The sequence below is a fragment of the Paraburkholderia aspalathi genome, from assembly GCF_900116445.1.
In the GTDB taxonomy this organism is placed as follows: Bacteria; Pseudomonadota; Gammaproteobacteria; order Burkholderiales; family Burkholderiaceae; genus Paraburkholderia; species Paraburkholderia aspalathi.
The window spans coordinates 402,475-427,147 of the sequence record NZ_FPBH01000001.1; the positions used below are offsets into that span (position 1 = coordinate 402,475).

At 62.4% G+C, this 24,673-nt stretch carries 21 protein-coding genes and 1 other RNA gene; 11 read left to right on the forward strand and 11 right to left on the reverse strand.

All coding sequences use genetic code 11. The features are described from left to right. The first annotated feature begins 15 nt into the window (after window positions 1-15). The 5 genes from BM438_RS01835 to moaE all read left to right on the forward strand — a co-directional run bounded on the left by BM438_RS01835 (window position 16) and on the right by moaE (window position 5,361). A complete protein-coding gene (locus tag BM438_RS01835; protein WP_093632629.1) occupies window positions 16-1,347 on the forward strand; it encodes a homoserine dehydrogenase in 1,332 nt (443 codons plus the stop codon). 7 nt (window positions 1,348-1,354) lie between these two features. Next, window positions 1,355-2,806, forward strand: a complete 1,452-nt coding sequence (thrC, locus tag BM438_RS01840) for a threonine synthase (RefSeq protein WP_093632630.1) — start codon at window positions 1,355-1,357, stop codon at window positions 2,804-2,806. Window positions 2,807-3,290: 484 nt separating this feature from the next. Then, window positions 3,291-4,529, forward strand: a complete 1,239-nt coding sequence (locus BM438_RS01850; protein ID WP_093632632.1) for a molybdopterin molybdotransferase MoeA — start codon at window positions 3,291-3,293, stop codon at window positions 4,527-4,529. A gap of 26 nt (window positions 4,530-4,555) precedes the next feature. Next, window positions 4,556-4,813 carry a molybdopterin converting factor subunit 1 gene (gene moaD, locus BM438_RS01855; protein ID WP_054039444.1) on the forward strand — a complete coding sequence of 86 codons (258 nt, stop codon included), beginning with the start codon at window positions 4,556-4,558 and terminating at the stop codon, window positions 4,811-4,813. A gap of 71 nt (window positions 4,814-4,884) precedes the next feature. Beyond that, window positions 4,885-5,361, forward strand: a complete 477-nt coding sequence (gene moaE / locus BM438_RS01860; RefSeq protein WP_093632633.1) for a molybdopterin synthase catalytic subunit MoaE — start codon at window positions 4,885-4,887, stop codon at window positions 5,359-5,361. A 12-nt stretch (window positions 5,362-5,373) separates the two neighbouring features. Here the strand turns inward: moaE and BM438_RS01865 are convergent, their stop codons facing one another. Beyond that, entirely contained in the window at window positions 5,374-5,931 is a 558-nt protein-coding gene (locus BM438_RS01865; RefSeq protein WP_093632634.1) for a group III truncated hemoglobin, read from the reverse strand. Between the two features lie 304 nt (window positions 5,932-6,235). Here BM438_RS01865 and BM438_RS01870 point away from each other — a divergent pair, with 304 nt between their 5' ends. Then, window positions 6,236-6,733, forward strand: a complete 498-nt coding sequence (locus BM438_RS01870; protein WP_093632635.1) for an Rrf2 family transcriptional regulator — start codon at window positions 6,236-6,238, stop codon at window positions 6,731-6,733. Window positions 6,734-6,852: 119 nt separating this feature from the next. After that, window positions 6,853-9,450 carry an ATP-dependent chaperone ClpB gene (gene clpB / locus BM438_RS01875; protein WP_093632636.1) on the forward strand — a complete coding sequence of 866 codons (2,598 nt, stop codon included), beginning with the start codon at window positions 6,853-6,855 and terminating at the stop codon, window positions 9,448-9,450. Between the two features lie 143 nt (window positions 9,451-9,593). On the opposite strand, the gene BM438_RS01880 is transcribed toward clpB, so the two are convergent. Together BM438_RS01880 and BM438_RS01885 are read right to left on the reverse strand one after the other, a co-directional pair. After that, window positions 9,594-10,022 carry a YidB family protein gene (locus BM438_RS01880; RefSeq protein WP_054039452.1) on the reverse strand — a complete coding sequence of 143 codons (429 nt, stop codon included), beginning with the start codon at window positions 10,020-10,022 and terminating at the stop codon, window positions 9,594-9,596. Window positions 10,023-10,198: 176 nt separating this feature from the next. After that, the gene (locus BM438_RS01885) at window positions 10,199-10,786 is read right to left on the reverse strand and encodes a ComEA family DNA-binding protein (RefSeq protein WP_093632637.1); all 588 of its coding nucleotides are present in this window, start codon (window positions 10,784-10,786) and stop codon (window positions 10,199-10,201) included. Window positions 10,787-11,089: 303 nt separating this feature from the next. Between BM438_RS01885 and BM438_RS01890 the strand changes: the two genes are divergently transcribed. Together BM438_RS01890 and BM438_RS01895 are read left to right on the forward strand one after the other, a co-directional pair. Next, complete coding sequence (locus BM438_RS01890; RefSeq protein ID WP_093632638.1) at window positions 11,090-11,584, forward strand: MerR family transcriptional regulator; 495 nt, start codon at window positions 11,090-11,092, stop codon at window positions 11,582-11,584. Then, window positions 11,536-11,946: a carboxymuconolactone decarboxylase family protein gene (locus tag BM438_RS01895; protein WP_093632639.1), complete on the forward strand. Its 411-nt coding sequence runs from the start codon at window positions 11,536-11,538 to the stop codon at window positions 11,944-11,946. Before BM438_RS01890 ends, BM438_RS01895 begins: the two co-directional genes overlap by 49 nt. A gap of 241 nt (window positions 11,947-12,187) precedes the next feature. On the opposite strand, the gene BM438_RS01900 is transcribed toward BM438_RS01895, so the two are convergent. The 8 genes from BM438_RS01900 to trxA all read right to left on the reverse strand — a co-directional run bounded on the left by BM438_RS01900 (window position 12,188) and on the right by trxA (window position 21,165). Continuing rightward, window positions 12,188-13,567, reverse strand: coding sequence for an MATE family efflux transporter (locus tag BM438_RS01900; protein ID WP_093632640.1), 1,380 nt, complete (start codon window positions 13,565-13,567; stop codon window positions 12,188-12,190). Window positions 13,568-13,569: 2 nt separating this feature from the next. Further along, on the reverse strand, window positions 13,570-15,327 hold the full coding sequence (locus BM438_RS01905; RefSeq protein WP_093632641.1) for an ArnT family glycosyltransferase: 1,758 nt from the start codon (window positions 15,325-15,327) through the stop codon (window positions 13,570-13,572). A 317-nt stretch (window positions 15,328-15,644) separates the two neighbouring features. After that, entirely contained in the window at window positions 15,645-15,911 is a 267-nt protein-coding gene (locus BM438_RS01910; RefSeq protein WP_054039460.1) for a type B 50S ribosomal protein L31, read from the reverse strand. Window positions 15,912-16,171: 260 nt separating this feature from the next. After that, a complete protein-coding gene (locus BM438_RS01915) occupies window positions 16,172-17,005 on the reverse strand; it encodes a M90 family metallopeptidase (RefSeq protein WP_093632642.1) in 834 nt (277 codons plus the stop codon). Window positions 17,006-17,020: 15 nt separating this feature from the next. Next, on the reverse strand, window positions 17,021-18,577 hold the full coding sequence (locus BM438_RS01920; RefSeq protein ID WP_093632643.1) for an MFS transporter: 1,557 nt from the start codon (window positions 18,575-18,577) through the stop codon (window positions 17,021-17,023). Then, on the reverse strand, window positions 18,574-19,125 hold the full coding sequence (locus BM438_RS01925) for a MerR family transcriptional regulator (protein ID WP_093632644.1): 552 nt from the start codon (window positions 19,123-19,125) through the stop codon (window positions 18,574-18,576). Before BM438_RS01925 ends, BM438_RS01920 begins: the two co-directional genes overlap by 4 nt. A gap of 208 nt (window positions 19,126-19,333) precedes the next feature. After that, window positions 19,334-20,602 (reverse strand): transcription termination factor Rho, encoded by a 1,269-nt coding sequence (gene rho / locus BM438_RS01930; protein WP_006048863.1) that lies wholly within the window; start codon window positions 20,600-20,602, stop codon window positions 19,334-19,336. A 236-nt stretch (window positions 20,603-20,838) separates the two neighbouring features. Continuing rightward, on the reverse strand, window positions 20,839-21,165 hold the full coding sequence (trxA, locus tag BM438_RS01935) for a thioredoxin TrxA (protein WP_054039468.1): 327 nt from the start codon (window positions 21,163-21,165) through the stop codon (window positions 20,839-20,841). Window positions 21,166-21,609: 444 nt separating this feature from the next. On the opposite strand from trxA, the gene ffs reads away from it, so the two are divergent. Together ffs and dnaX are read left to right on the forward strand one after the other, a co-directional pair. Continuing rightward, window positions 21,610-21,708, forward strand: an RNA gene (ffs, locus tag BM438_RS01940) — signal recognition particle sRNA small type. A 205-nt stretch (window positions 21,709-21,913) separates the two neighbouring features. Continuing rightward, the gene (dnaX, locus tag BM438_RS01945) at window positions 21,914-24,625 is read left to right on the forward strand and encodes a DNA polymerase III subunit gamma/tau (protein ID WP_093632645.1); all 2,712 of its coding nucleotides are present in this window, start codon (window positions 21,914-21,916) and stop codon (window positions 24,623-24,625) included. Window positions 24,626-24,673: the final 48 nt, after the last annotated feature.

The following is a 24,673-nucleotide window of genomic DNA, read 5'->3' on the forward strand; positions in this document are numbered from 1 at the left end:
GAAAACACACGCTGCATGGAACCGATCAAAGTTGGACTGCTGGGCTTCGGCACGGTAGGCAGCGGCACCTTCACGGTACTGCGCCGCAATCAGGAAGAAATCAAACGCCGCGCGGGCCGCGGCATCGAGATTGCGCGCATTGCCGTGCGCAATCCCGCCAAGGCGACTGCGGCACTCGGCAGCGAAGCCGGCACCGTGGCGCTGACCGATGACTTCAACGCGGTGGTGGACGATCCGTCGATCGATATCGTGGCGGAAATGATCGGCGGCACGGGCGTTGCGCGCGACCTCGTCCTACGCGCGATCAAGAACCGCAAGCATGTGGTCACCGCCAACAAGGCGCTGCTCGCCGTGCACGGTACGGAGATTTTCGAAGCGGCGCGCGCCAACGGCGTGATGGTGGCGTTCGAGGCGGCGGTGGCGGGTGGCATTCCGATCATCAAGGCGCTGCGCGAAGGGCTCACGGCCAATCGCATCCAGTACATCGCCGGCATCATCAACGGCACGACGAACTACATCCTCTCGGAGATGCGCGACCGCGGGCTCGACTTCGCGACCGCCTTGAAGGCCGCCCAGGAGCTGGGTTACGCGGAAGCCGATCCGACCTTCGACATCGAAGGCGTGGACGCCGCCCACAAGGCGACGATCATGAGCGCGATCGCGTTCGGCGTGCCGGTGCAATTCGACAAGGCGTACGTCGAAGGCATCAGCAAACTGGCGGCAATCGACATCAAATATGCTGAAGAACTTGGCTACCGCATCAAGCTGCTTGGCATCTCGCGCCGTACGGACAAAGGCATCGAATTGCGCGTGCATCCCACGCTGATTCCGGAAAAACGCCTGCTGGCGAACGTGGAAGGCGCGATGAACGCGGTCGTCGTGCACGGCGACGCGGTGGGCTCCACGCTGTACTACGGCAAGGGCGCGGGCGCGGAGCCGACGGCATCCGCCGTGGTGGCCGATCTGGTCGACGTGACGCGTCTGCATACGGCGGACCCGGAGCATCGCGTGCCGCATCTGGCGTTCCAGCCGGACAGCCTGTCGAGCACGCCGATCCTGCCGATCGACGAAGTGACGAGCGGCTACTACCTGCGCCTGCGCGTGGCTGACGTGACGGGCGTGCTGGCCGACATCACGCGCATCCTCGCGGATCGGGGCATTTCGATCGACGCGCTGCTGCAGAAGGAATCGGAGCAGGTCGACGCGAACGGCAAGGGCGAAACCGACATCATCCTGATTACGCACGAAACGGTTGAAAAGAACGTCAACGCGGCGATCAAGACGATCGAAGCGTTGAAGACCGTTGTCTCGCAAGTCACGAAGCTGCGCATGGAAGCGCTGAACTAGGCCGAATATGAACTACCTCTCTACGCGCGGCGCCGGAGCCGGCGAGCGCCATACGTTTTCCGACATTCTGCTGGGCGGTCTTGCGAAAGACGGCGGCCTGTATCTGCCGGCGGAATATCCGCGCGTCACGGCTGACGAACTGGCGCGCTGGCGCACGCTGCCGTACGCGGATCTCGCGTTCGAAATCCTGTCGAAATTCAGCGACGACATTCCTGCTGAAGACCTGCGCGCGCTGACGCGCAAGACCTACACGGCCGAGACGTATTGCCACGTGCGCGACGACGAAAGCGCCGCGCAGATCACGCCTTTGAAGACGCTGGGCGTCGAGAACGGCGCGCCGCTGTCGCTACTGGAACTGTCGAACGGTCCGACGCTCGCGTTCAAGGACATGGCGATGCAACTGATCGGCAACCTGTTCGAGTACGCGCTGGCCAGACACGGCGAGACGCTGAACATCTTGGGCGCAACCTCGGGCGACACCGGCAGCGCAGCGGAATACGCGATGCGCGGCAAGAAAGGCATCAGCGTCTTCATGCTCTCGCCGCACAAGAAGATGAGCGCGTTCCAGACTGCACAGATGTACAGCCTGCAGGACCCGAACATTTTCAACATCGCGGTCGAAGGCGTGTTCGACGACGCCCAGGATATCGTGAAGGCGGTCTCGAACGACCACGCGTTCAAGGCGAAGTACAAGATCGGCACGGTCAACTCGATCAACTGGGCGCGTGTGGTGGCGCAAGTCGTGTACTACTTCAAGGGCTATTTTGCCGCGACGAAGTCAAATGAGGAGCGCGTCTCGTTCACGGTGCCGTCGGGCAATTTCGGCAATGTGTGCGCCGGTCACATCGCGCGCATGATGGGTTTGCCGATCGAGAAGCTGGTAGTCGCGACGAACGAAAACGACGTACTGGACGAGTTCTTCCGCACCGGCATCTACCGCGTGCGCAAGGCCGCTGAGACGTACCACACGAGCAGCCCGAGCATGGACATTTCGAAGGCATCGAACTTCGAGCGTTTCGTGTTCGACCTGCTGGGCCGCGACCCGGCGCGCGTGCTGCAACTGTTCCGCGACGTCGAAGAGAAGGGCGGTTTCGACCTGGCGGCAAGCGGTGATTTTGCGCGTGTGAAGGAGTTTGGTTTCGTATCGGGCCGCAGCAGCCACGAGGACCGCGTGGACGCGATCCGCGACGTCTTCGAGCGTTACGACACGATGATCGACACGCACACGGCAGACGGCCTGAAGGTGGCACGCGAGCATTTGCAGGCCGGCATCCCGATGATCGTGCTGGAGACGGCGCAACCGATCAAGTTCGGCGAAACGATCCGCGAAGCGCTACTACGCGAACCGGAGCGCCCCGCCGCATTCTCGGGCCTGGAATCGCTGCCGCAGCGATTCGAAGTACTCCCGGCAGACGCGCAGCGCGTGAAAGACTACATCGTCGCAAACACGAGCGAATAACACCGCGAGCATCGAGCGCGACGGTGTCACGCTCGATGCCGGGGGGCGATGGGGAGATTGGTTTAAAGAAATACTCGTCGGCGCGCGCAGCGCCGCCGGAAGTATGACGCCCTTGTCACAAGCGCATGCAGGTGCACGAACACAGATTCCAGATGCACCACTACCCGTGGCAGACCACGGTGCCCACTTAGCATTAGCGGTTTGAGCCGCTTTCTTTGCTTATCTTTCTTTGCGGCGGCAAAGAAAGTAAGTGCCGCCCCGCACAGGGGCAACGCTAATAGACCACTAACAATGCAAGGAAAGGCACCAAAGCCAGAACAAGGAAAGCCCCAAGCCCCAGGAACACGGACAAACAACCGCCGAGCAGGCAAAAAAACCACCATAACACCCACCCGCCACCGGCCCCCACGCTCGACCGCTACAATATTCCTTTAACCAGCGGCTTCGAGACCAGAAGATGTCCACCCCAACGCCCCGCGCCCCGATGCTCTCCACTGCCGAAGCGTTGGCGACCTTGCTCAGCGCAGCGAGCCCAATCCCCGGCACAGAATCGATCCCCACGCTAGACGCCCTCAACCGCGTGCTATCGGCAGACGTTATTTCGCCGCTCGACGTCCCCCCCATGAACACCAGTTCAATGGACGGCTACGCGATCCGCACAGAAGATCTGGCAACCGATGGCGACCGCCGCCTGCCAGTTTCGCAACGCATTCCAGCTGGCCACGCACCCGAGCCGTTAAAACCCGGCACGGCAGCCCGCATCTTCACCGGCGCTACGGTGCCGCCAGGCGCCGACGCCATCGTGATGCAGGAGCAAACCGAGGCCGCCGGCAACGAAGTCACGATCCTCCACAGCCCGGCACCCGGCGAATGGATCACAGCCCAAGGCGCGGACATCCGCAGCGGCTCGATCATCCTGCCAGCGGGCACTCGCCTGACACCGCAAGCATTGGGACTCGCCGCGTCAGTCGGTTGCGCCGAACTCAAGGTGCGCCGCCGCGTAAAAGTCGCCGTGTTCTTCACCGGCGACGAACTGACCATGCCTGGCGAACCGTTGAAACCCGGCGCGATCTACAACTCGAACCGTTTCACGCTGCGCGGCCTGCTGGAAAAGCTCGGCTGTGAGGTAACCGACTACGGCATCGTCCCCGATAAACTCGACGCGACTCGCGCGACGTTACGTGAAGCCGCGCAAGCGCACGATCTGATCCTTACCTGCGGCGGCGTGTCGGTCGGCGAGGAAGATCACGTCAAGCCGGCGGTCGAGGCGGAGGGGCGCCTGTCGATGTGGCAGATCGCGATGAAACCCGGCAAACCACTCGCCTTCGGCGCGGTGCGCCGTGCCGCGCAGCAGGCAGATGCGGCTGCGACAGCTTCAGCCGAAACCTTCTTCATTGGCCTGCCGGGCAATCCGGTTTCCAGCTTCGCGACCTTTTTACTGTTCGTTCGCCCGTTCGTCCTGCTTCTGGCCGGCATGCAGACAGTTGAGCCGCGCGCGCTGTCTTTGCGCGCGGATTTCACGCAGAAGAAGGCCGACCGGCGCAACGAATTCCTGCGCGCGCGCATCAATCCGGCCGGCGGCCTCGATCTGTTTCCGAATCAGAGCTCGGCAGTGCTGACGTCGACCGTGTGGGGCGACGGCCTGATCGACAATCCGCCGAATCATGCGATCAGCGCCGGCGAGACCGTGCGTTTCATCCCTTTTTCCGAATTGCTGAACTGAGGCCCGCCACAGCCGGCGGTTTCCCGATGAAGATTCAACTCCGATATTTTGCAAGCGTGCGCGAAGCGCTCGAAACCGCCGACGAAACGGTCGATCTGCCAGACGGCATCGCGACCGTCGGCGACGTGCGTGCCTGGTTGCGCGTGCGCGGCGGCATCTGGGCCGATACCCTTGCCGAAGGCCGCGCGCTGCGCATGGCCTGCAATCACGTGATGACCGATGCCGGCACACGCGTCACCGAAGGCTGCGAGGTCGCGTTCTTTCCGCCCGTCACCGGCGGTTGAAACGCGCTGGATCGCCGCTAAAAAACCTGCCGTGTCACGCTAAACCTCGCCAAGCCGCCCAGGAGCCAGAGATGCCCGTTCGTGTCCAGACGGAAGACTTCGACCTCACCGCCGAGGTCGCCGCGTTGCGCGCGCGCAATCCGAAAATCGGCGCGGTGGCCTGTTTTGTCGGCACCGTGCGCGATCTGAACGACGGCAGCACGGTCGAAACCATGGAGCTCGAACACTATCCGGGCATGACGGAGAAGTCGCTGGAAGCGATCGTCGTGAGCGCGCGCGAGCGTTGGCCGGGGATCGAGGTGCTGATCGTGCATCGGGTCGGCAAGCTTTATCCGCTCGACCAGATCGTGCTGGTGGCGACCACCGCCGCGCATCGGGGCGACGCCTTCGCGTCGTGTGAGTTCGTGATGGACTATCTGAAGACCCAGGCGCCGTTCTGGAAGAAAGAGAAAACCGAAGAGGGCGAGCGCTGGGTGGATGCCCGCGTCGCCGACGATGCGGCGCTGGCCCGTTGGGGCATCGAACCGGGTAACGAGGAAGAGGATTAGGCGGGCGCCCGGTCAGTCAGTCTTCCCCTTGCCGATGATCCTGGTCGGAAACGGCTCACCCGGTCGCCGCGCCGAGGCGCCCGGCGCATGCGCTTCGTCCGAGTCATCGTCCCGCCGCCGCTTTGGCGCGACCCGCTCCAGCAACGCCTGCTGCTCCGCCGGAATCTTGTAATCCCAGCCGAAGCGGCTCAGCTGCAAACTCTGCGCGATACGCAGCGCCGGCTCCATGAAGCGGACCGCGGCAGCCGGCTGATAACGCGACTCCACCGTATCCAGGAACAGGTACAGCCAGCGGCTGAAATGCTGCGGCTCGACGCCCTCGAGCGGCTGATGCGCCTGCTGCACATTGCCGCGGTATTGCTTTGCGCCCAGCACCAGACTGCCCCAGAAGGTGCACATCTTGGGCAGGTGGTCGTCCCAGCGGCCCGCCAGCGTCGCCTCGAACACGGGGCCCAGCAGCGGATCGGCGCGCACCCGGTCGTAAAAACCGTAGACGAGCTCGCGAATATTCGCCTCAGTAGGCTCGGCGGCGCGCTCGACAACCGGTGCGGCGGGAAAAGACGGATTCATGCAAATTCCAGATAAAGTCGTTATTCATTATGAATCGCCACATGGCGCCACAGACCGTCAGGAATGACCTCAAACTGTGTCCAAACAAAAGGAAGTAGGCCACGAATGCCCCGCTTTTCGTATGAATGGCCCGTGCGGGAAACGTTACCATTACTGCCGAAAGACAAACACCGACTGTCAGCGCAAAATAAGAAAACATGCGTAGCGCCAGCATCTTATGGCGAAGCGACGGCCCCCGGCAACCCTTGCATCGACGCGGTTATCCCCCGGATCGCGGCTTGCGCTCATCGTGGCACCTGCACTTATGAGACTGACCGACTATACGGATTACTCACTACGCGTCCTGCTGTACCTCACCGTCCGCGGTGAAGGCTTATCGACCATTCAGGACATCTCGGACGCGTACGGGATCTCCAAGAACCATTTGATGAAGGTGGTGCAGCAACTCGGCGAACTCGGCTGGGTCGAGACGGTGCGCGGGCGTAACGGCGGCCTGCGGCTGGCCGAACAAACCAGCGCGTTGACGGTGGGCGAAATCGTGCGGGCCACGGAAAGCGACTTTGCGCTGGTCGGCTGCTTCCCGGAGCAGCAAAGCGAGCGCCGGGCCTGTGTCATTACATCGCACTGCCGTCTGCGCGGCGCGCTCGAGGCGGCGCGCAACGCGTTCCTGGCCGAACTCGATCGTCACACCATCGGCGAGGTTGCAGAGCCGCACGGCCCGCTGGCTGCGCTGCTGGGTTTGAGCACCGTCATTCCGATCGTGCCGGTTGCTTCCACTGGCGGCGCCACGCCGGCTTCCTGAAACCTGCGGGCAAGTTCTCGCGCGTCAAATGTTAAATAGTTGTTGCTGATTGCAAAAAAACGCTTGAAACCTGCGTAAAACGCCTCAATTTGGTGGTAATTGAAATTGGAGGTCTCTTGATGAGAATCGACAAACTTACTACTAAATTCCAGGAAGCACTGGCCGACGCGCAGAGTCTGGCCGTCGGTCACGACAATCAATACATCGAACCGGTTCATGTCCTCTCGGCGCTCGTCGCCCAGCAGGATGGGTCGGCGCGTTCGCTGCTCTCGCGTGCCGGCGTGCATGTTCAGGCGCTGCAAACTGCGCTGAACGATGCCATTACGCGCCTGCCGCAAGTGCAGGGCACCGATGGCAACGTGCAGATCGGCCGCGAACTGACCGGCTTGCTGAACCAGGCGGACAAGGAAGCACAAAAACTCAACGACACATTCATCGCGAGCGAGATGTTCCTGCTCGCGGTTGCCGACGACAAAGGCGAGGCCGGGCGTCTGGCGCGTCAGCACGGCCTGTCGCGCAAGTCGCTGGAAAGCGCGATCGCGGCGGTGCGCGGCGGTTCGCAAGTGCATAGCCAGGACGCCGAAAGCCAGCGTGAAGCGTTGAAAAAGTACACCGTCGACCTGACCGAGCGTGCGCGGGCCGGCAAGCTCGACCCCGTGATCGGCCGTGACGACGAAATTCGCCGCTCGATCCAGATCCTGCAACGCCGCACCAAGAACAATCCGGTGCTGATCGGCGAGCCGGGCGTGGGCAAGACCGCGATCGTGGAAGGTCTCGCGCAGCGTATCGTCAACGGCGAAGTGCCGGAAACGCTCAAGGGCAAGCGCGTGCTGTCGTTGGACATGGCAGCGTTGCTGGCGGGCGCGAAATACCGCGGCGAGTTCGAAGAACGCCTGAAGGCCGTGCTGAGCGACATCGCCAAGGACGAAGGCCAGACCATCGTCTTCATCGACGAAATTCACACGATGGTCGGTGCGGGCAAGGCCGAAGGCGCAATGGACGCGGGCAACATGCTCAAGCCGGCGCTCTCGCGCGGCGAACTGCATTGCGTCGGCGCCACCACGCTCGATGAATATCGCAAGTACATCGAAAAAGATGCCGCGCTCGAGCGCCGCTTCCAGAAGGTGCTGGTCGACGAACCGTCGGTTGAAGCCACCATCGCGATCCTGCGCGGTTTGCAGGAAAAGTACGAGCTGCATCATGGCGTCGACATTACCGACCCGGCGATCGTCGCGGCAGCCGAACTGTCACATCGCTACATCACGGATCGCTTTTTGCCGGACAAGGCCATCGACCTGATCGACGAAGCCGCTTCGAAGATCAAGATGGAAATCGACTCGAAGCCGGAAGAAATGGATCGGCTCGACCGTCGTTTGATCCAGTTGAAGATCGAGCGCGAAGCCGTCAAGAAGGAAAAGGACGAAGCGTCGCAAAAGCGTCTGCAACTGATCGAAGAAGAAATCGAGCGGCTGGATCGTGAATATTCGGACCTCGAAGAAATCTGGACCGCGGAAAAAGCGGCTGTGCAGGGCAGCGCGCAGTTGAAGGAAGACATCGAAAAAACGCGCGCGGAAATCGTTCGCTTGCAGCGTGAAGGCAAGCTGGAGAAGGTCGCCGAGTTGCAGTACGGCAAGCTGCCGGGTCTTGAAGCGCAGTTGAAGGAAGTGACTCAGGCCGAAGCGAAGGAGCAGAACAATCCGACGCGTCCACGTCTGTTGCGCACGCAGGTCGGCGCGGAAGAAATCGCTGAAGTCGTCTCGCGTTCCACTGGCATTCCGGTGTCGCGCATGATGCAGGGCGAGCGCGAAAAACTGCTGCAGATCGAAGAGAAACTGCACGACCGCGTGGTCGGTCAGGACGAAGCGATCACCGCGGTGGCCGACGCGATTCGTCGTTCACGCGCGGGTCTTGCGGATCCGAACCGGCCGTATGGCTCGTTTCTGTTCCTCGGGCCGACCGGCGTGGGCAAGACCGAACTGTGCAAGGCGCTGGCGTCGTTCCTGTTCGATTCGGAAGATCATCTGATCCGTATCGACATGAGCGAATTCATGGAGAAGCATAGCGTCGCGCGTTTGATTGGTGCGCCGCCGGGCTACGTCGGCTACGAGGAAGGCGGTTACCTGACCGAAGCCGTGCGCCGCAAGCCGTACAGCGTGATCCTGCTCGACGAAATCGAGAAGGCGCATCCGGACGTGTTCAACGTCCTGCTGCAAGTGCTCGACGACGGCCGCATGACCGATGGCCAGGGCCGTACCGTGGACTTCAAGAACACGGTGATCGTGATGACGTCGAACCTCGGTTCGCAGGTGATCCAGGCGATGGTCGGCGAGCCGCAGGAAGCGGTGAAGGATGCGGTCTGGGAAGAAGTGAAGCTGCACTTCCGGCCCGAGTTCCTGAACCGGATCGACGACGTCGTGGTGTTCCATGCGCTCGACCGTTCGAACATCCAGTCGATCGCGCGGATTCAGCTGCAACGTCTGCACGAACGGCTTGCCAAGCTCGACATGCAATTGGTGGTGTCGGACGCGGCGCTCGAGCACGTCGGCAAGGTCGGCTACGATCCGCTGTTCGGGGCGCGGCCGCTAAAGCGCGCAATCCAGCAGGAGATCGAGAACCCGGTCGCCAAGCTGATACTCGCCGGCAAGTTCGGTCCGAAGGATGTGATTCCGGTCGAAGTGGAAGACGGCAAGCTGGTGTTCGACCGCGTCGTGCACTAAGCGAAACGCGTTGGGCTAAGGATGGAACGGCAGAGATGGGCCGTTCCATCCAACGTTAAAAAGCGGCAACGAAGGTGACTTCGTTGCCGCTTTTTTTCGCCTGCTTTCGTCTGCTACAGGGCGGTGACGGGTGACGAGCTTACTTACGCGTTGCCCTTGCCGAATAGCGCCGACAGGCCGCCGAGCGCGCCGAGCACGGTCGTCGAATTCAGTTTGCCTTCGGCGGGGACTTCGCCGTCGGGCGTGGCCGCGTTGACAACGTGCGGCAGAATCTGCGACAGCAGACCGGTGACCTGATCCGGTTGCACGCCGGCCTTCGCTGCGAGGTTGGTGACGACGTCCGACCCAAGCACGCTGTGCAGAGCGTCGGGCGAGATCGCCTGGTTCTCGCCGTTGCTGACCCACGACGACACGACGTCGCCGAGCCCCTTTTCCTTGAAGCTGCTGATCAGGCCGTTCAGGCCGCCCGGCTGGTTGTTGACGAATTCCAGCGCGGCTGAAATGAGGGCTTGCTGGCCACCGCCTTCAGGCGATTTGCCAACCAGGGAACCGATAGTGTCGAGTAGGCTCATGACGGTCTCTCTTGAATGCCGACCCGTGTTTGACGAGTCAGCGGGTGAAAACGCCGCACGGTCGCGCGGCGCCGGTGGAAGGAAGGTAGCCGGGAGCGGGGCCGCGCTTACGTGTGCATCACGCGCGTATCGCACGTGACCAGCGCGGCCGCCATGCGGCCGGTACTCAACCCGATTTACGCCCCGCCAGAGGCTGCCGCAGCCGATGCAGCCTTGCTCTTCTTCGCCTTCTTCTTCGAAGCCTTGGTGCCGGACGCGTCGGCCGGCGCGCTCGCAGCGGCCGCTGTGGCCGGCGCGGAAGCTGCCGCTGCGTCGGATGCCGCGGCCTTGCTCTTCTTCTTCGACTTCGATGCTTTGGTGCCGGATGCATCGGCAGGCGCCGCTGGTGCTGTTGTCGTCGCCGCGGTGGTCGCCGCAGGAGCGGCTGCCGGCGCCGCCTTGGTGCTGGCGGTGCTGCTGGACTTCGAGGCAGCCTTGGCGCCCGTAGGCGGCGTGGACGAGCCGTTGATCGTCAGACCGGCTGCTTCGAGATTGGTCACCGATTTGGTGCCGATGCCTTTGACGCGGGTGGCGAGATCATCGGCATCCTTGAACGGGCCGTTTTTGGTGCGTTCGTCGATGATCGCTTTCGCATGCACCGGCCCGATACCCTTGACCGATTCGAGCGCCGCCTGATCGGCGGAATTTACTTCGACGGCTGCCGCAAATCCGGCCGACAGCGTCAAAGCCAAAGCAACGCAAAGCATCAAAAGCTTCTTTAGCATGGCAAGCACTCCATTGAGGGCAAAAAAAGTTAGCCGCAAAGGGAAAACTCGGGACGACGCACCTTGTCAGCAGGCGCTGCGCTTAAGCATAGAACAAATTGCGCGCCCTTATTTGCAAACGCCGACGATTTATACCGATCGATTCATGACAAGTAAATCAGGCTGGACAATATTTGAAGCTTTTGCCTAGCGATTAAGCAGTTATGAGTTTATCGATCCTCCGTAAATAACGACAAGGCAGATAAATGACAGCGCCTTCTACTTGACTTAGAGTGCACTCGAAGTCCTAACCTGAGTTCCGTCATGTCGAAAATGTCAAAAGCACTCACCATCGGCGAGGTCGCCGCAACGATCGGCGTCTCTACTCACACGCTGCGCTATTACGAGCAGGCCGGCCTGATTCGAGCGGTCGGGCGTACGCAGGCGGGGCATCGCCTGTATTCGCCGGCCGATCTCGACTGGCTGCAGTTCGTGATGCGTCTGAAGGCGACCGGCATGCCGATCGCCGGGATGCAGGCGTTCGCGGCGCTGCGGGCAGAAGGTCAGTCTACGGTGGGTGAGCGCCGCGACTTGCTGGTGGCGCATCGGGATGCCGTTTTGGCGCGGATCGCCGAGTTGCAGAGCAATCTCGGCGCGATCATCGACAAAATCGCCTATTACGAGACCGCTGGGCGGACGCCCGCCGCGAGCACGCCGACACGACAGATCGACGAAACCCAATCACTTTCGCATTCGGACGAGGACTCACCATGGAACACGCACAAAACGATCGCTACACCCGAGGCTGGGACAAACTGAAGGAAATCGACGGCTCGACCGGCGAGCAGGTGATCGCCGCGCTTGCGCCGATCGCGCCGGATTTTGGACGGCTGCTGATCGAATTCGGCTTCGGCGATATTTACAGCCGGCCGCAACTCGATCTGCGGGCGCGAGAAATCGCGACGATTGCCTCGCTGGCGACGCTCGGCTGCGCGCAACCGCAGTTGAAGGTGCATATCGAGGCGGCGTTGAACGTCGGCTGCACGCGCGAGGAGATCGTCGAAGTGTTCATGCAGATGGCGCTCTATGCGGGCTTCCCGGCGGCGCTGAACGCGCTGTTCGCAGCAAGGGAGATTTTCGAGCGGCGGGATCAGGCGTCGGAGGAAGCACAAGCGGCTTGAGACAGGAGAGAAGGGCGGCTGCCGGGGGTGGCCGCTTTTTATAGGGCTCAAGATGCAACTAACGGTCAGCTATTGTGTGCCACTCCGATATGGCGCTGGCGGTATAGCCTGAAAACCTGGCTAGCATGGGTGGGGCCTTTTCCTTCGGTATTGCGCCGCAGCTGCCACAATCCGGTCAACCATTCCCGACAACCTGGTGGGCCCGGCAACCCCAGCAAGCCGATTGAGCCCAACAAGCCCCTCAAGCCGCCGAATCCACCCTGACCACCGCCTCAGCGCGCAAATACCGCTTGCTTACGCCACGCCAGTACAACAGCAAACCGATCCCGGCAATCGCCAGGCTCACCGTATTGGCGACCCAGAAACCGCGCGCGCCGGTCAGCCACTCCGGCGTGAAACCCGTGACATTGAAGCCAAGCAGATACCCGCCGCCGAGCCCCACGCCCCACAGCGCAACCGCATAGATAACGGTCGGCACGACCGCCACCTTGTACGCGCGCAGCACGAATGCGGTGGTGATCTGCAACGCATCGAACACGTGATAGCACACGACGATCAACACCAGCGGCATCGCCGCCGCCGCGACCTGCGCGTTCGGCGTATAGCCTTCGATCACGTACGGCCGCAGCACCAGCACGATCGCGCCGTAACAGAAGGCGATCGCCACCGCCATCATGATGCCGTGCCGCGACAGCGTGCGCGCTGCCTCCGGGCGATGCGCGCCGAGCGCCTGGGCGACCAGCGTCGACGAGGCAATCCCGATCGCCAGCGGCGTCATATAGAGCACCGCACCGATGTTGCCGGCGATCTGGTGGCCGGCGAGCGTCGTCGTGCCGAAGCGCGCAATAAAGAGCGCCATGAACGTGTAGGAGGTGACTTCGATCAGGTACGACAGACCCATCGGAATGCCGAGGCGCAACTGCGCCGCCTGCCGGCGCCAGACCGGCCAGCAGAAGTGCGCAAAGATCGCGAACGGCTTGAACACGTCGACGCGCGTCAACAGCAGCATCCCCACTACGGCCAGCCCCCAGTTGATCGTGGTGCTGGCAAGCGCGCAACCCGGTCCGCCGAGCGCCGGCACACCGATTCCGCCGAAGATGAACCATGTGTTGAGCGGCACTTTGAGCAGTAGTGCGCCGATCTGCAGGATCATCACCAGCCGCGGTTTGCCGACGGCATTGGTGATCGAGCTATAGACGCGAAAGGCAAGGCCGGCCGGCAAGCCAAACGCCAGAATCTGCAGGTAGGCGACCGTGCGCTCGTGCAGCGCTGCGGGCACGCGCGCGAGCTGCAGCACGCGTCCCGGAAAATAGAGAATCAGAAAGCCGATCACGGTCAACGCGAGCGCGAGCCACAAGGCCTGGCGCGCTTCCTCGCCGATCTCCGTATAGCGGCGCGCGCCATAGAGTTGCGCGGTGATCGGTTGCAGCGCGGTGAGGATGCCGGTCAGACCGATGTAGACGGAAATGTAGATCGATGAACCGAGGCCGAGCGCGGCGAGATCGACGGCCGAATAGCGCCCGACCATCGCCGTGTCGATCACGCCGAACGCGATGATCGCCAGTTGGCCAATCAGCACGGGCCATGCGAGCCCGGCGATTTTCCGTACGTCGGCGAACATGCTCAGTCCGGCTTCTTATGCCAGCTGCGGCGTTTGACGACCGGCGGCTTCGGACGGTCGATCCGCACATACAGGCGGAAGCGTTCGTCGCGGTCGGCCACGCGGCGGCCTTCCCACACCAGCTTCCACACGAAGTCCGACATCGCGCTCGGGTCACCGAAGTCCTGGGTGTCCTGACGCAGGATCACATCGCAATCCTGGTTGAATGAGAAATGCATATCGCCGAAATAGGCGAAGGTTGCGATCTGCGCATTACCGAGGCGCACCGGCGAGATGCAGGTGTAGTCCTCCGGCAGATGGCTCGCGATCTGCTCGGCGACGTCCTTATAGGTCCGGCTGTAGTTGACAACCGGCAACCACAGCGTCATCAGCAGCACCCACATCAGCGTCGTGCCGGCGCTCGAGAGCACCACGCTGCGCCACAGCACTTTCGGATGACGGGCCAGACGCCATTGCACCAGGACGAACCAGCAGATCGTCACGGCGACCGCGCACACGAACGACAGAACCTTGAACTGCGGCGCGAAACCCGGAGCGAGACGCGCGAGGTTGCGTGCGAGCGGATGCGGGAAACCGGTTAGCCCGGCCGCATAGACCAGCCAGACGAAGCTGCCGAGGATCGTGAAGCTCAGTAGCGCGAACCAGTCGATCGCATTGATCGCGCCGCGTTTGAGCGTGGGCAGTGCGAAGGTGGCCAGCACCGCGAGCGGCGGCAACAGCAGCATGTAAAGCCGGTTCGACTGATGGCTCTGCAACACGACCAGCACGAGCAGCGGCCCGATTACCGACAGCGGCATCGCCACGTGCGGCGCGCGCCGCAGGCCCGACCAGCTGAACCACGCCCACAGCGCCAGCGGCCAGGCGGGCCAGGTGAAGAGCGGCAGGTTCTTGAGCGCGTAGGCGGCTACCGAGCCGGGCGGCCCGGCGAACGACGACAGGCTGACGTGCACCCATTGATTCAGGTACCAGACGGCGTCGTCGGGAAAGGCGGCGAGTGCGGCGATCGGCCACGAGACTGACAGCGCGAGCGCCACCGGCAAACCGGCCAGCAGCAGCCAGCGCGTACGCGCTTCGCGCACGATCAGCGCCATTGCCAGGGTCCCGAGCAACAGCGCGCCGACCAGCACCGGGCTGCTTGCCAGGGTGACGAGGCCGAGCGCCAGGCCCCAGATCAGCGCGCCCTGAATGGGCTTGTCGATCATCCGCACGAGCCCGTACACGAGCATGGCGATGCCGAAGAACTGCGCGAGCTGCGGCGTGGTTTCGTGACCACGTTCGGCAAGGCCGAAGCAGGCGAGCAGGATCAGCAACGCGCCGTCGGCGAGGGTGCGCCCGTAATCGCGCGGCTCCGGCTCGCCGCCGAATGCATATTTGAACGGCTGCACTTCGGCACGCCGGCCGAGCAGGTAGGCCGCATACCAGACGAACCCACAGCCGGCGCAAAACAGCAGGCCCGTGAAGACGCGTGACGCGTTGCTCGCATCGACCCACGGCGCGAGCGCGCGGATCGCGCTGGCGCCGAGCCAGTAGCCGAGCGGGCCGTCTTCCGTCATGTATTTGCCGACCAGATTCGGCAGCAGCCAGTCGTGCGCGCTGCCGTTGGCCATCGTCCACATGACGCCGAAGCCGGCTGCGTCCTCGTTCTTCCACGGATCCCGGCCGAACAGGCCGAAAAATGCGTAGACGATACAGATGGTCAGCAGCAGCCAGCGCGGCAAAGCACTGGTCGCGGAGGCAGTGAGGCGAACGGCAGGTCTCATGCGGTGTGTGGATATCGGATAAGCGGTGCAGCCGGGACCGGATGGATTGTCCGGCGGGAATGGCCAATTTGGAGCATCCGGCATTGTAGTCGTGCCGTGCGATGCGCGTCACGGCTGGTAATGGCTCGCAACGTCATTGGGGTGCCTGTAACACGGCGCCGCGGTGGGCGACGAGGTGCGACGAGACGTCCGGGGTAAAAGGACAAAGAAGCGAGACAAACAGGCGCTACGAACAAGCGGAGACAAAAAAGGGCAGCTCGCGCTGCCCTTTTTTGCTGCTGCTTCGTTGCGGGCCAAGGCCGGCGACGAGGCGGGTATTACTTCGCTGCTGCCTTGCCGGTAGCGCGCGAGCCGAACTTCTTGTTGAACTTCTCGACGCGGCCTGCCGTGTCCATGATCTTTTGTTGGCCGGTGTAGAACGGATGCGATTCCGACGATATTTCGATCTTGGCGAGCGGGTAAGTCTTGCCGTTGAATTCGGCGGTTTCACGCGTCTGGATGGTCGAGCGCGTCACAAACTTGAAGTCGATCGACATGTCGATGAACAGGACTTCGCGGTAATCCGGGTGAATGCCTTCTTTCATGGTCTTTCCTTTAATCTGGCGGTAGCCAACCCGCGAGCAGCCGCTACGAATGCGGACAGCATCTAGGCGCGAGCCACTTGCCTATGGTCGAAAAACGGCGATTATGCCAGAAAATCAGTCGCTTGACGACCTTTCTGCCAGCTTTTTGGCAGCCGCTTGCCTCGTTTCCGCCACGTTTTGGGCGCCGCCGCGCGGGTTCGTATCGGGTGGGTCGGCGGCGCGGCAGCCCTTATCCGGCGGGCGCTTGCGCGGCGGCGGCTTCAGGTTGGAGCGAATTCCAGCCCGATCCGCGCCGGATCCTGCCTGTAATACCGCGCCAGCAAGCGGTATAGCTCGGGATACTCCGCCTCGAAGGCCTGCGGCTGGACGAACAGCGCCTCGCTGCAAACGGCAAAAAATTCCGATGGATGGTCTGCCGCATACGGATCGATCAGCGAATCGCGCTCGAAACGTGCCCAGCGGCGCTCCGGCACGGCGTCGACTTTGGCGCAGAAGTGGTCGTAGGCATGATCGAAAACGTCCGCCCACGCTTGCGTGTCGAGCGGTGCGTGCCAGCGGCGTATGAGCGGCGGGTGGCCGTCCGCCTCGCCGGTCAGCATGTCAATCTTGTGCGCGAATTCGTGAATCACGACGTTGTAGGCGTCCGAGCCGTCCGTCATCTGCGCGTCTTCCCACGAGAGAATGACGGGGCCGCCTTCCCACGCTTCGCCGCTCGCGTCCTGTTCGACCTCGTGAACCACGCCGTCTTCGTCCTCGACCGTCTTGCGGATCACGAACTCGCCCGGATAGACGATCACGCCGACCCATCCACGATACAGATCGAGGCTCAGATTCAGCACTGGCAAACACGCTTGTGCGGCGATCGCCACGGTCATGGCGTCGGTTAGTTCGAGTTCGTGCGCGGTCGAAAATTCTTTTTGCGCGATGAACAGACTGGTCAGCTCGCGCAGACGCACGCGATCCGGCGCCTCGAGGTGGGCGAGGAACGGCAGGCCGTCGAGCGTGGCCTGCCAAAGCGCGTCGTCGATCGCGTAGTCGCGCAGCGCGCGGTCGCGGCGGCGCGTGCCGAACCATTGGGTGAGTTTCGAGAGCATGGCCTGATGAAACCCTTAGTCGATCTGTTTTTGCCACGCGGCGAACAGGCCGCCGCATATCGCGATGCCAACCAGAAAGTAGAAGCCGTCCAGCGACGCCAGAAAACTGGCCTGCTGCGCAACCGTCCGGCTGATTTCCACTATCGCAAGCGAATGCGCCTCGGACGCCGAGCGGCCGGCTGCGCTCAAGCCGCGGGTCAGCGCCGCGAGCGAATTCTGGAACAACGGATTGTACGGATTCACGAACTCCGCAAGGCGCGCTTGATGCAGCGCCTGCCGATGTTGTTCGACGATGATCACCGAGGCCGTCGCGAATGAGATCGTCAGTTGCCGCACGATGTTTTTCAGCCGGTAGCCGTGCGTGAATTCTTCAATGGCGAAGATTCTAAACGTCAGATTGGCGACCGGCAGCACAATGAACAGTAACAGCAAGCCGCGCAGCAGCATCGGCACGATCAGCGCGGCTTCGCCCACGCCCGGCGACATGCGCGTCATCCATGCCGCGGCGAATGCGGCCACCGCGAAGCCCGGCACGATGATCCACTTCTTGCGCGGCAGGAGCTTCGCGTAGCGCAGGTAGACGAACAGCGCGCTCGCCGAAATCAGCGACGTCACGCCGACCAGCCGCCCGGCATTCTCGACGGGATAGCCGAGGCCGCTCTCGAGAAAGCGCGACGTCAGATAGCTGAACACCGTCGAGATGTAGTAGTAGAACATGTACAGTACGAGCCCGACCTGAAACACCTTTTCGCGCAGCGCGTGCAGGCGCATCAGCGGCGCCGGATGGTGCCATTGCTGGTACGCGAACCAGCCGAGCGCGACGATGCCCGCGACCGTCAGCAGAATCAGTCCGGGCGAGGCGCTGAACAGTTGGAACCGCACTTGTTGCATGACGATTTGCAGCGCGCCTTGCGCGAACGCGAAGATCAGGTAAGGCCAGAAGTGCGCTGCGCCGCGCTCTTCCGGGAGGCGGTTGCCGGTGTCGGGCAGGGCGAGCAGGGCAAGGATGGCAAACAGCACACCTACCGGCGCGGTGCAGGCGAACAGCGCACGCCAGTCGAAATGCGCGACCAGTTGACCGCCGATCAGCGGCGCAAGCGCACTGCTCAACACGATCAGCACCAGAAAAGCGCGCGTCGCCGCGGGTCGCTGCCGCGGCGTAAAGCTCATCTGGATCAGGATGCGGCAGGTGCCCATCATCGGGCCAATGAAGTAGCCCTGAAAGCCGCGCGCGAAGGCGAGTTCTATCGATGACTCGCACAGCGTGGCGGCGATCGCGCCCACTGAATAGAGCAGCATGCAGCCGGCCACGTAGCGCCGGTAACCGAAGCGCTCGACCCACCATTGCTGTTGCAGGATGCCGAGCACAGCCGCCACCGCGTAGGCGCTCGACGCCCATACCAGCTCGTCCGGCGACGCATTGATGCCGCCCGCGATGTAGCTGGTGAAAAACGAAAAGATCGCGTTGTCGAAATAGTCGAGGCCGGTGACGACGGCCAGTACCCACGGGAAAAAATCGCCGCGCAGTTTTGCGGCGCTAAACAACGGTACGCGAGAAGACGTGGCGCTCATGCGGATTTGTCAGGCTCTGCGGCATCGGGTGCTGCTTCATCCTGAGTCTTCCGGCGTTTCGCGGACGGACCCGCCGCCGCCGCGGCGCGCGCGTTGCGCCGTTGCTCGAGCAGAACGTCGGCGTTTTCTCCTGCGAGGCGGCGCTCGAGATAATCGAGGTCGGGCGCCAACTCGGTCCGCAGCTTCTGTGCTTCCTTGAGTTCGCGGCGCATCGCTTCAATGCGCGTGTCGAGGGCGCTGACCTGTTGCGCGAGGGCGTCACGAATCTGCTGCAGCGATTCCTGCGAGTAACGGTGGCCACCGTCGACTGCTTCTAGCGGGCGTTTGAGCATCTCGGTGACGCTATGCAGCGAGAAACCGAGTGAGCGCAAACGCAGAATGCGGCCGAAGCGCTTGAGGTCTTCCTCGTCGTACAGCCGATAACGGCCCTCGCTCCGACTCGGCGAAACGAGGCCTCGCTCCTCGTAGTATTTCAGCGTGCGCGGCGTGACGCCGAGGCGCTCGGCGGCGTCACGCACGGTCAGCAGGGTGGGCGAGTCCTTTGACATGGGAGTTGGTGGGTTAGATAGATTAATCGCATTATAGTACAACGTGTACGTTCACGTTCAGGTTGGCAGGGGCGCTCGCAATTGAATGAGCGCGGTACTTGTATGTCATTGCAGGTGCTACAGACGAAAAAAAGCCGCTCGTTTGCGGCGAGCGGCTTTCTTGTACGGTGCGCTTGGTTACTTCTGGTGCAGCCTTGAGGCTTAAACCTTAGCTGCCGCCGCCACGGCGCATCATGTCGAAGAACTCGGAGTTGCTCTTCGTCTGGCGAATCTTGTCGAGCAGGAATTCCATCGACTCGACTTCGTCCATATCGTGAATGAACTTGCGCAGCACCCAGATCTTTTGTAGGACTTCGGGCTTGATCAGCAGTTCTTCACGGCGCGTGCCGGACTTGTTCAGGTTGATCGACGGATAGACGCGCTTTTCAGCCAGGCGACGCTCCAGGTGCACTTCCATGTTGCCGGTGCCCTTGAACTCTTCGTAGATCACGTCGTCCATGCGGCTGCCGGTTTCGATCAGCGCCGTACCGATGATGGTCAGCGATCCGCCTTCCTCGATATTGCGCGCCGCGCCGAAGAAGCGCTTCGGACGTTGCAGCGCGTTCGCGTCGACACCACCCGTCAGCACCTTGCCCGAGGCCGGCACGACGGTGTTGTACGCACGCGCGAGACGCGTGATCGAGTCGAGCAGAATCACCACGTCGTTCTTCATTTCGACGAGGCGCTTGGCTTTTTCGATCACCATTTCGGCGACTTGCACGTGACGCGCAGCCGGTTCGTCGAACGTGGAGGCGATCACTTCGCCGGCCACCGAACGCTGCATTTCGGTCACTTCTTCCGGGCGTTCGTCGATCAACAGCACGAACAGCACGACGTCAGGGTGGTTCTGCTTGATGGCGTGCGCGATGTGCTGCAGCATCACCGTCTTACCGGACTTCGGCGACGCAACCAGCAGGCCGCGCTGGCCCTTGCCGATCGGCGCGATCATGTCGATGATTCGGCCCGTGACGTTTTCTTCGCCACGCATTTCACGTTCGAGCAGCAGCACCTTGTTCGGGTGCAGCGGCGTCAGGTTTTCGAACATGATCTTGTGCTTCGAGGCTTCCGGCGGCTGGCCGTTGACCTTGTCCACCTTGACCAGCGCGAAATAGCGTTCGCCGTCTTTCGGCGTGCGCACTTCGCCTTCGATCGTGTCGCCCGTGTGCAGGTTGAAGCGGCGGATTTGCGACGGGCTGATGTAAATATCGTCCGTGCTGGCGAGATACGAGGTTTCCGGCGAACGCAGGAAGCCGAAGCCGTCCGGCAGCACTTCGAGCGTGCCGTCGCCGAAGATCGTGTCGCCCGTTTTGGCTCGTTTTTTTAGAATGGCAAACATCAATTCCTGCTTGCGCAGGCGGTTTGCACTTTCGATCTCGAGGCCATTGGCCATCTCGATCAATTCGGACACGTGCAGAGTCTTAAGCTCGGATAAATGCATACGGAGAACCCGCAGGAGAAGGTGCGACGAAATGAAATCTGGGAGGAGAGTGAGCGGAACCGCTCAAGGACTTACACGTCTTTTCGACGTTTTGCGGATTCTAGCATAGCACAGGCCAATTTCCGTCAGTACGACGGTTTGGCATCTTTCTTATTAAGCGTGTTGTCGCCGGACAACACGCCTATAGCAGCGCGCCTGAAGGTCCCGAGGGCCTCACGCGCGCCGATGCGGCAGTTTTACAGGTTGCCGTCGAGGAACGCGGTGAGTTGCGACTTCGACAATGCGCCGACCTTCTGCGCGGCGACAGCGCCGTTCTTGAAGAGGATCAGCGTGGGGATGCCACGCACGCCGAACTTGACCGGCGTCGATTGATGTTCGTCGACATTGATCTTGGCGATTTGCAGGCGATCGGCGTAATCCTTCGCGACTTCGTCGAGGATCGGCGCGATCATCTTGCACGGACCGCACCATTCAGCCCAGAAATCGAGCAGCACGGGTTTATCGGATTTCACGACGTCCTGTTCGAACGATGCGTCGCTAATATGCTTGATTGATTCGCTCATTGTATGAATACCTCTATCGGTTCGAGGCCCGCCTGAATTGCTCGCCACGATACGTCAAAATCTAAGGAAACTTCCGTTCGCTTTGCCGCAATCGGAGTCTTACCTGCGCACGCCTGAAATGGTCGAAAAACCCATTCTGGAATGCGCGGAAAGCTCGCGTCTGCGGGTCATCCGTACCGGAGTTTAGCTTAATTCGCTATGCGTTGCCGGTGGTGATAGTACTCATCAAGGGCAGTGGGGCCAACGGCTGCCGGTGAAGCACCGCTACGTTCTGATAACCGCGACGCAGCTTATCTGGTGGCGGGCGGCGCAAACTCAAGTGACCCGGACGCGTCATTCGAGGGTAGTGTCTATATGGTACGAAGCGCGTGATTCGGCGCGTCGATGTCGGTTTGGTCGTATTAACAGTCGCGCGACGGGCCAAGCGGTGATAGAATGTTTCGTGACGGGCCTCCTCGCATGGAGGGATGGTCAACCTGGTCAGGTCGGGAACGAAGCAGCCACAGCCGTTTTCCACCAGTGCCGAGGGTCGGGCTCGTCACCTTCCTTTCTTCTGTGTTTTTCTGCCTTACCTCCCATTTTCTGTTTACCCCAAGCGCTGTCACCCAGACGCCGCAGTGGCATTTCTCGCGCGCTTCATCTATTTTTTTCTATCGGTCCGTTAGCCTGTTTCAATGAAGCGGCAACACGCGTTCGCGCGCCGTCTCGATTCGGTTTTGCGCGCCATCGTTACTGATACAATTTCCGGATGACCTATCAAGTTCTCGCACGCAAATGGCGGCCGAAGGATTTCGCTTCGCTCGTCGGACAGGAGCACGTGGTGCGCGCGCTCACGCACGCGCTCGACGGTGGCCGTCTGCATCATGCCTATCTGTTTACGGGTACCCGCGGCGTCGGTAAAACCACGCTGTCGCGCATCTTTGCCAAGGCGCTGAATTGCGAAACCGGCGTGACCTCCACGCCGTGCGGCGTGTGCCGCGCGTGCCGCGAGATCGATGAAGGCCGTTTTGTCGATTATGTCGAGATGGACGCGGCGAGTAACCGCGGTGTCGACGAAATGGCGGCGCTGCTGGAGCGTGCGGTTTACGCGCCGGTCGACGCGCGCTTCAAGGTCTACATGATCGACGAAGTGCACATGCTGACCAACCACGCTTTCAACGCGATGTTGAAGACGCTGGAAGAGCCGCCTTCGCACGTCAAATTCATTCTTGCTACCACCGATCCGCAGAAGATTCCGGTCACGGTGCTGTCGCGCTGTCTGCAGTTCAATCTGAAGCAGATGCCGGCCGGGCACATCGTGTCGCATCTCGAGCACATTCTCGGCGAAGAGAAGGTGCCGTTCGACGCCCAGGCATTGCGCCTGCTCGCGCGCGCGGCCGACGGCTCGATGCGCGACGCGCTCTCGCTGACCGATCAGGCGATCGCCTATTCGGCCAATCAGGTGAATGAAGAAGCGGTGCGCGGCATGCTCGGCGCGCTCGATCAAAGCTATCTGATTCGTCTGCTCGAAGCGCTTGCCGATGGTGACGGCGCTGCCGTGCTGTCGGTCGCGGACGAGATGGCGTTGCGCAGCCTGTCGTTTTCGACGGCGTTGCAGGATCTGGCGAGCCTGTTGCACCGAATCGCGTGGGCGCAGTTTGCGCCGTCGTCGGTGTTGGACGAGTGGCCGGAAGCGGGTGATCTGCGTCGTTTTGCGGAAGCGTTGAGCGCCGAGCAGGTGCAGCTGTTCTATCAGATTGCGACCATCGGCCGAAGCGAACTGGGTCTCGCGCCTGACGAATACGCCGGTTTCACGATGACGCTGTTGCGCATGCTGGCGTTCGAGCCCGCGCCCACCGGTGGTGGGGGCGGCGCGGCTGCGGCGCGAGCGGCAGGGCCGGCCGGGGCGGGTGGCGCTAAACGTACCGGCTCGCCGGCAGTCGCTGCGCAACAGGCGATGGCGTCGTCGCGTGCGGTTGACGCGGCCGCCGCCGTACCGGTGCGTTCGGCAAATCCCGTGGCGGAAGCGAAGCCTGCGATGCCGGATTCGCAGCACGTAGCGTCGGCGGAACCTGCTGAAAGTGTTGACGCGCCGAAACCAGCTATTGGTGAAGCGCCGATTGTTTCCAAGTCTGCGTCCTCGCCAGCTTCTAGCGAAGCGAGCACGGCGCCTGACGTCACCGCCGCGCCGGCTTTAGCGCCGTGGCAGGAAGAAGCGTCCGCCGAACCGGTTTTGAGCGATTCGGCACCTGCACCTACGGACACGAGCTTGCCCCAAGCGGCACCGATGCCCGAAGCGATGTCCCCGGCACCGGCGGCCGAAGCGATGGAAATGATCGCAGCAACAAAAGTAGCGGCTGTGACGGCGACCGAAGTGGCCGAATCGACCGCAGCAACGAAAGCAGCAGCTGCACCGGCCTTGGCACCATGGGACGACGTGCCCACCGAGCCAGCCTGGAACGAAACCCCTGCTGCCGCCGCGCCTCAGGAATCGGCGCCCGCGTCTCCGCTCACTGCTCCGGCCGCAGCCGCGTCCGCGCGGGCAGAAGAGGCCGCACCCGCGAGAGCATCGCAAGAATTGCCGCCCGCAGCCGACATCCCGCCGCGCCGCGCAGGTGGTGCGAGCGACGCGCTCAACGTATTGCGCAGCGCGGGCCTGAAGGTGTCATCCGACCGTGGCCGCGCTACAGCAGCAGCTTCCACCGCCAAACCCGCAGCAGCCCCAGCCACGCCGAAGGCCGTCGCACCCCGCGTGGTCGTCAATGTGCCGACACCGGGCGCCCCGCGCCGCGCGCCGCAACAGGACGCCGCTCCGGCCGCACGTGCGCCGTCGCCGCAAGCCCAGGAGCAGAACGGCTCGTCGAGCGCACCGTGGGACGACATGCCGCCCGATGAATACATGCCGCTCACGGCAGCGGACGAAGGCTATTACGGCCTGCCGGACGACAACTACATGCCGGTGTTCGACAGCGGACCCGACGACGTCCGCGTGAACGCCACGCCTGCGTCGGCCCCCGCACCCGTAGTCGACAAGCGGCCGTTGCCGCCCGCCGTGCCGCTCGATCCGCTGGGTTTTCAGGGCGACTGGCCCGCGCTCGCCGTCGACCTGCCGCTCAAGGGCATTTCGTATCAGCTCGCGTTCAACAGCGAACTGATGGCGCTCGAAGGCAGCACGCTGAAACTGAACGTGCCGGTGCCGCAGTACGCGGAAGCCTCGCAGGTCGCTAAACTGAAAGTTGCGCTTGCGGAAAAGCTCGGCCAGAACGTCGACGTCCTGGTCGAAGTCGGCCCGGCACGCCGCACCGCAGCCGCGCGCGACGCCGCCATGCGCGCCCAGCGTCAGCAGGAAGCTGAGCGCGAAATCGGCGCCGATCCATTCGTGCAGTCGCTGATCCGCGAGTTCGGCGCGAGCATCGTGCCCGGTTCGATCCGCCCGATTACGCAGGACGCCGGCCCGAACGGCGCGCCGTCCGCTCACTGATTCGCCGCGCCGTGCGGCGCACCCGATTTTTCGGATTTCACGCTTTCA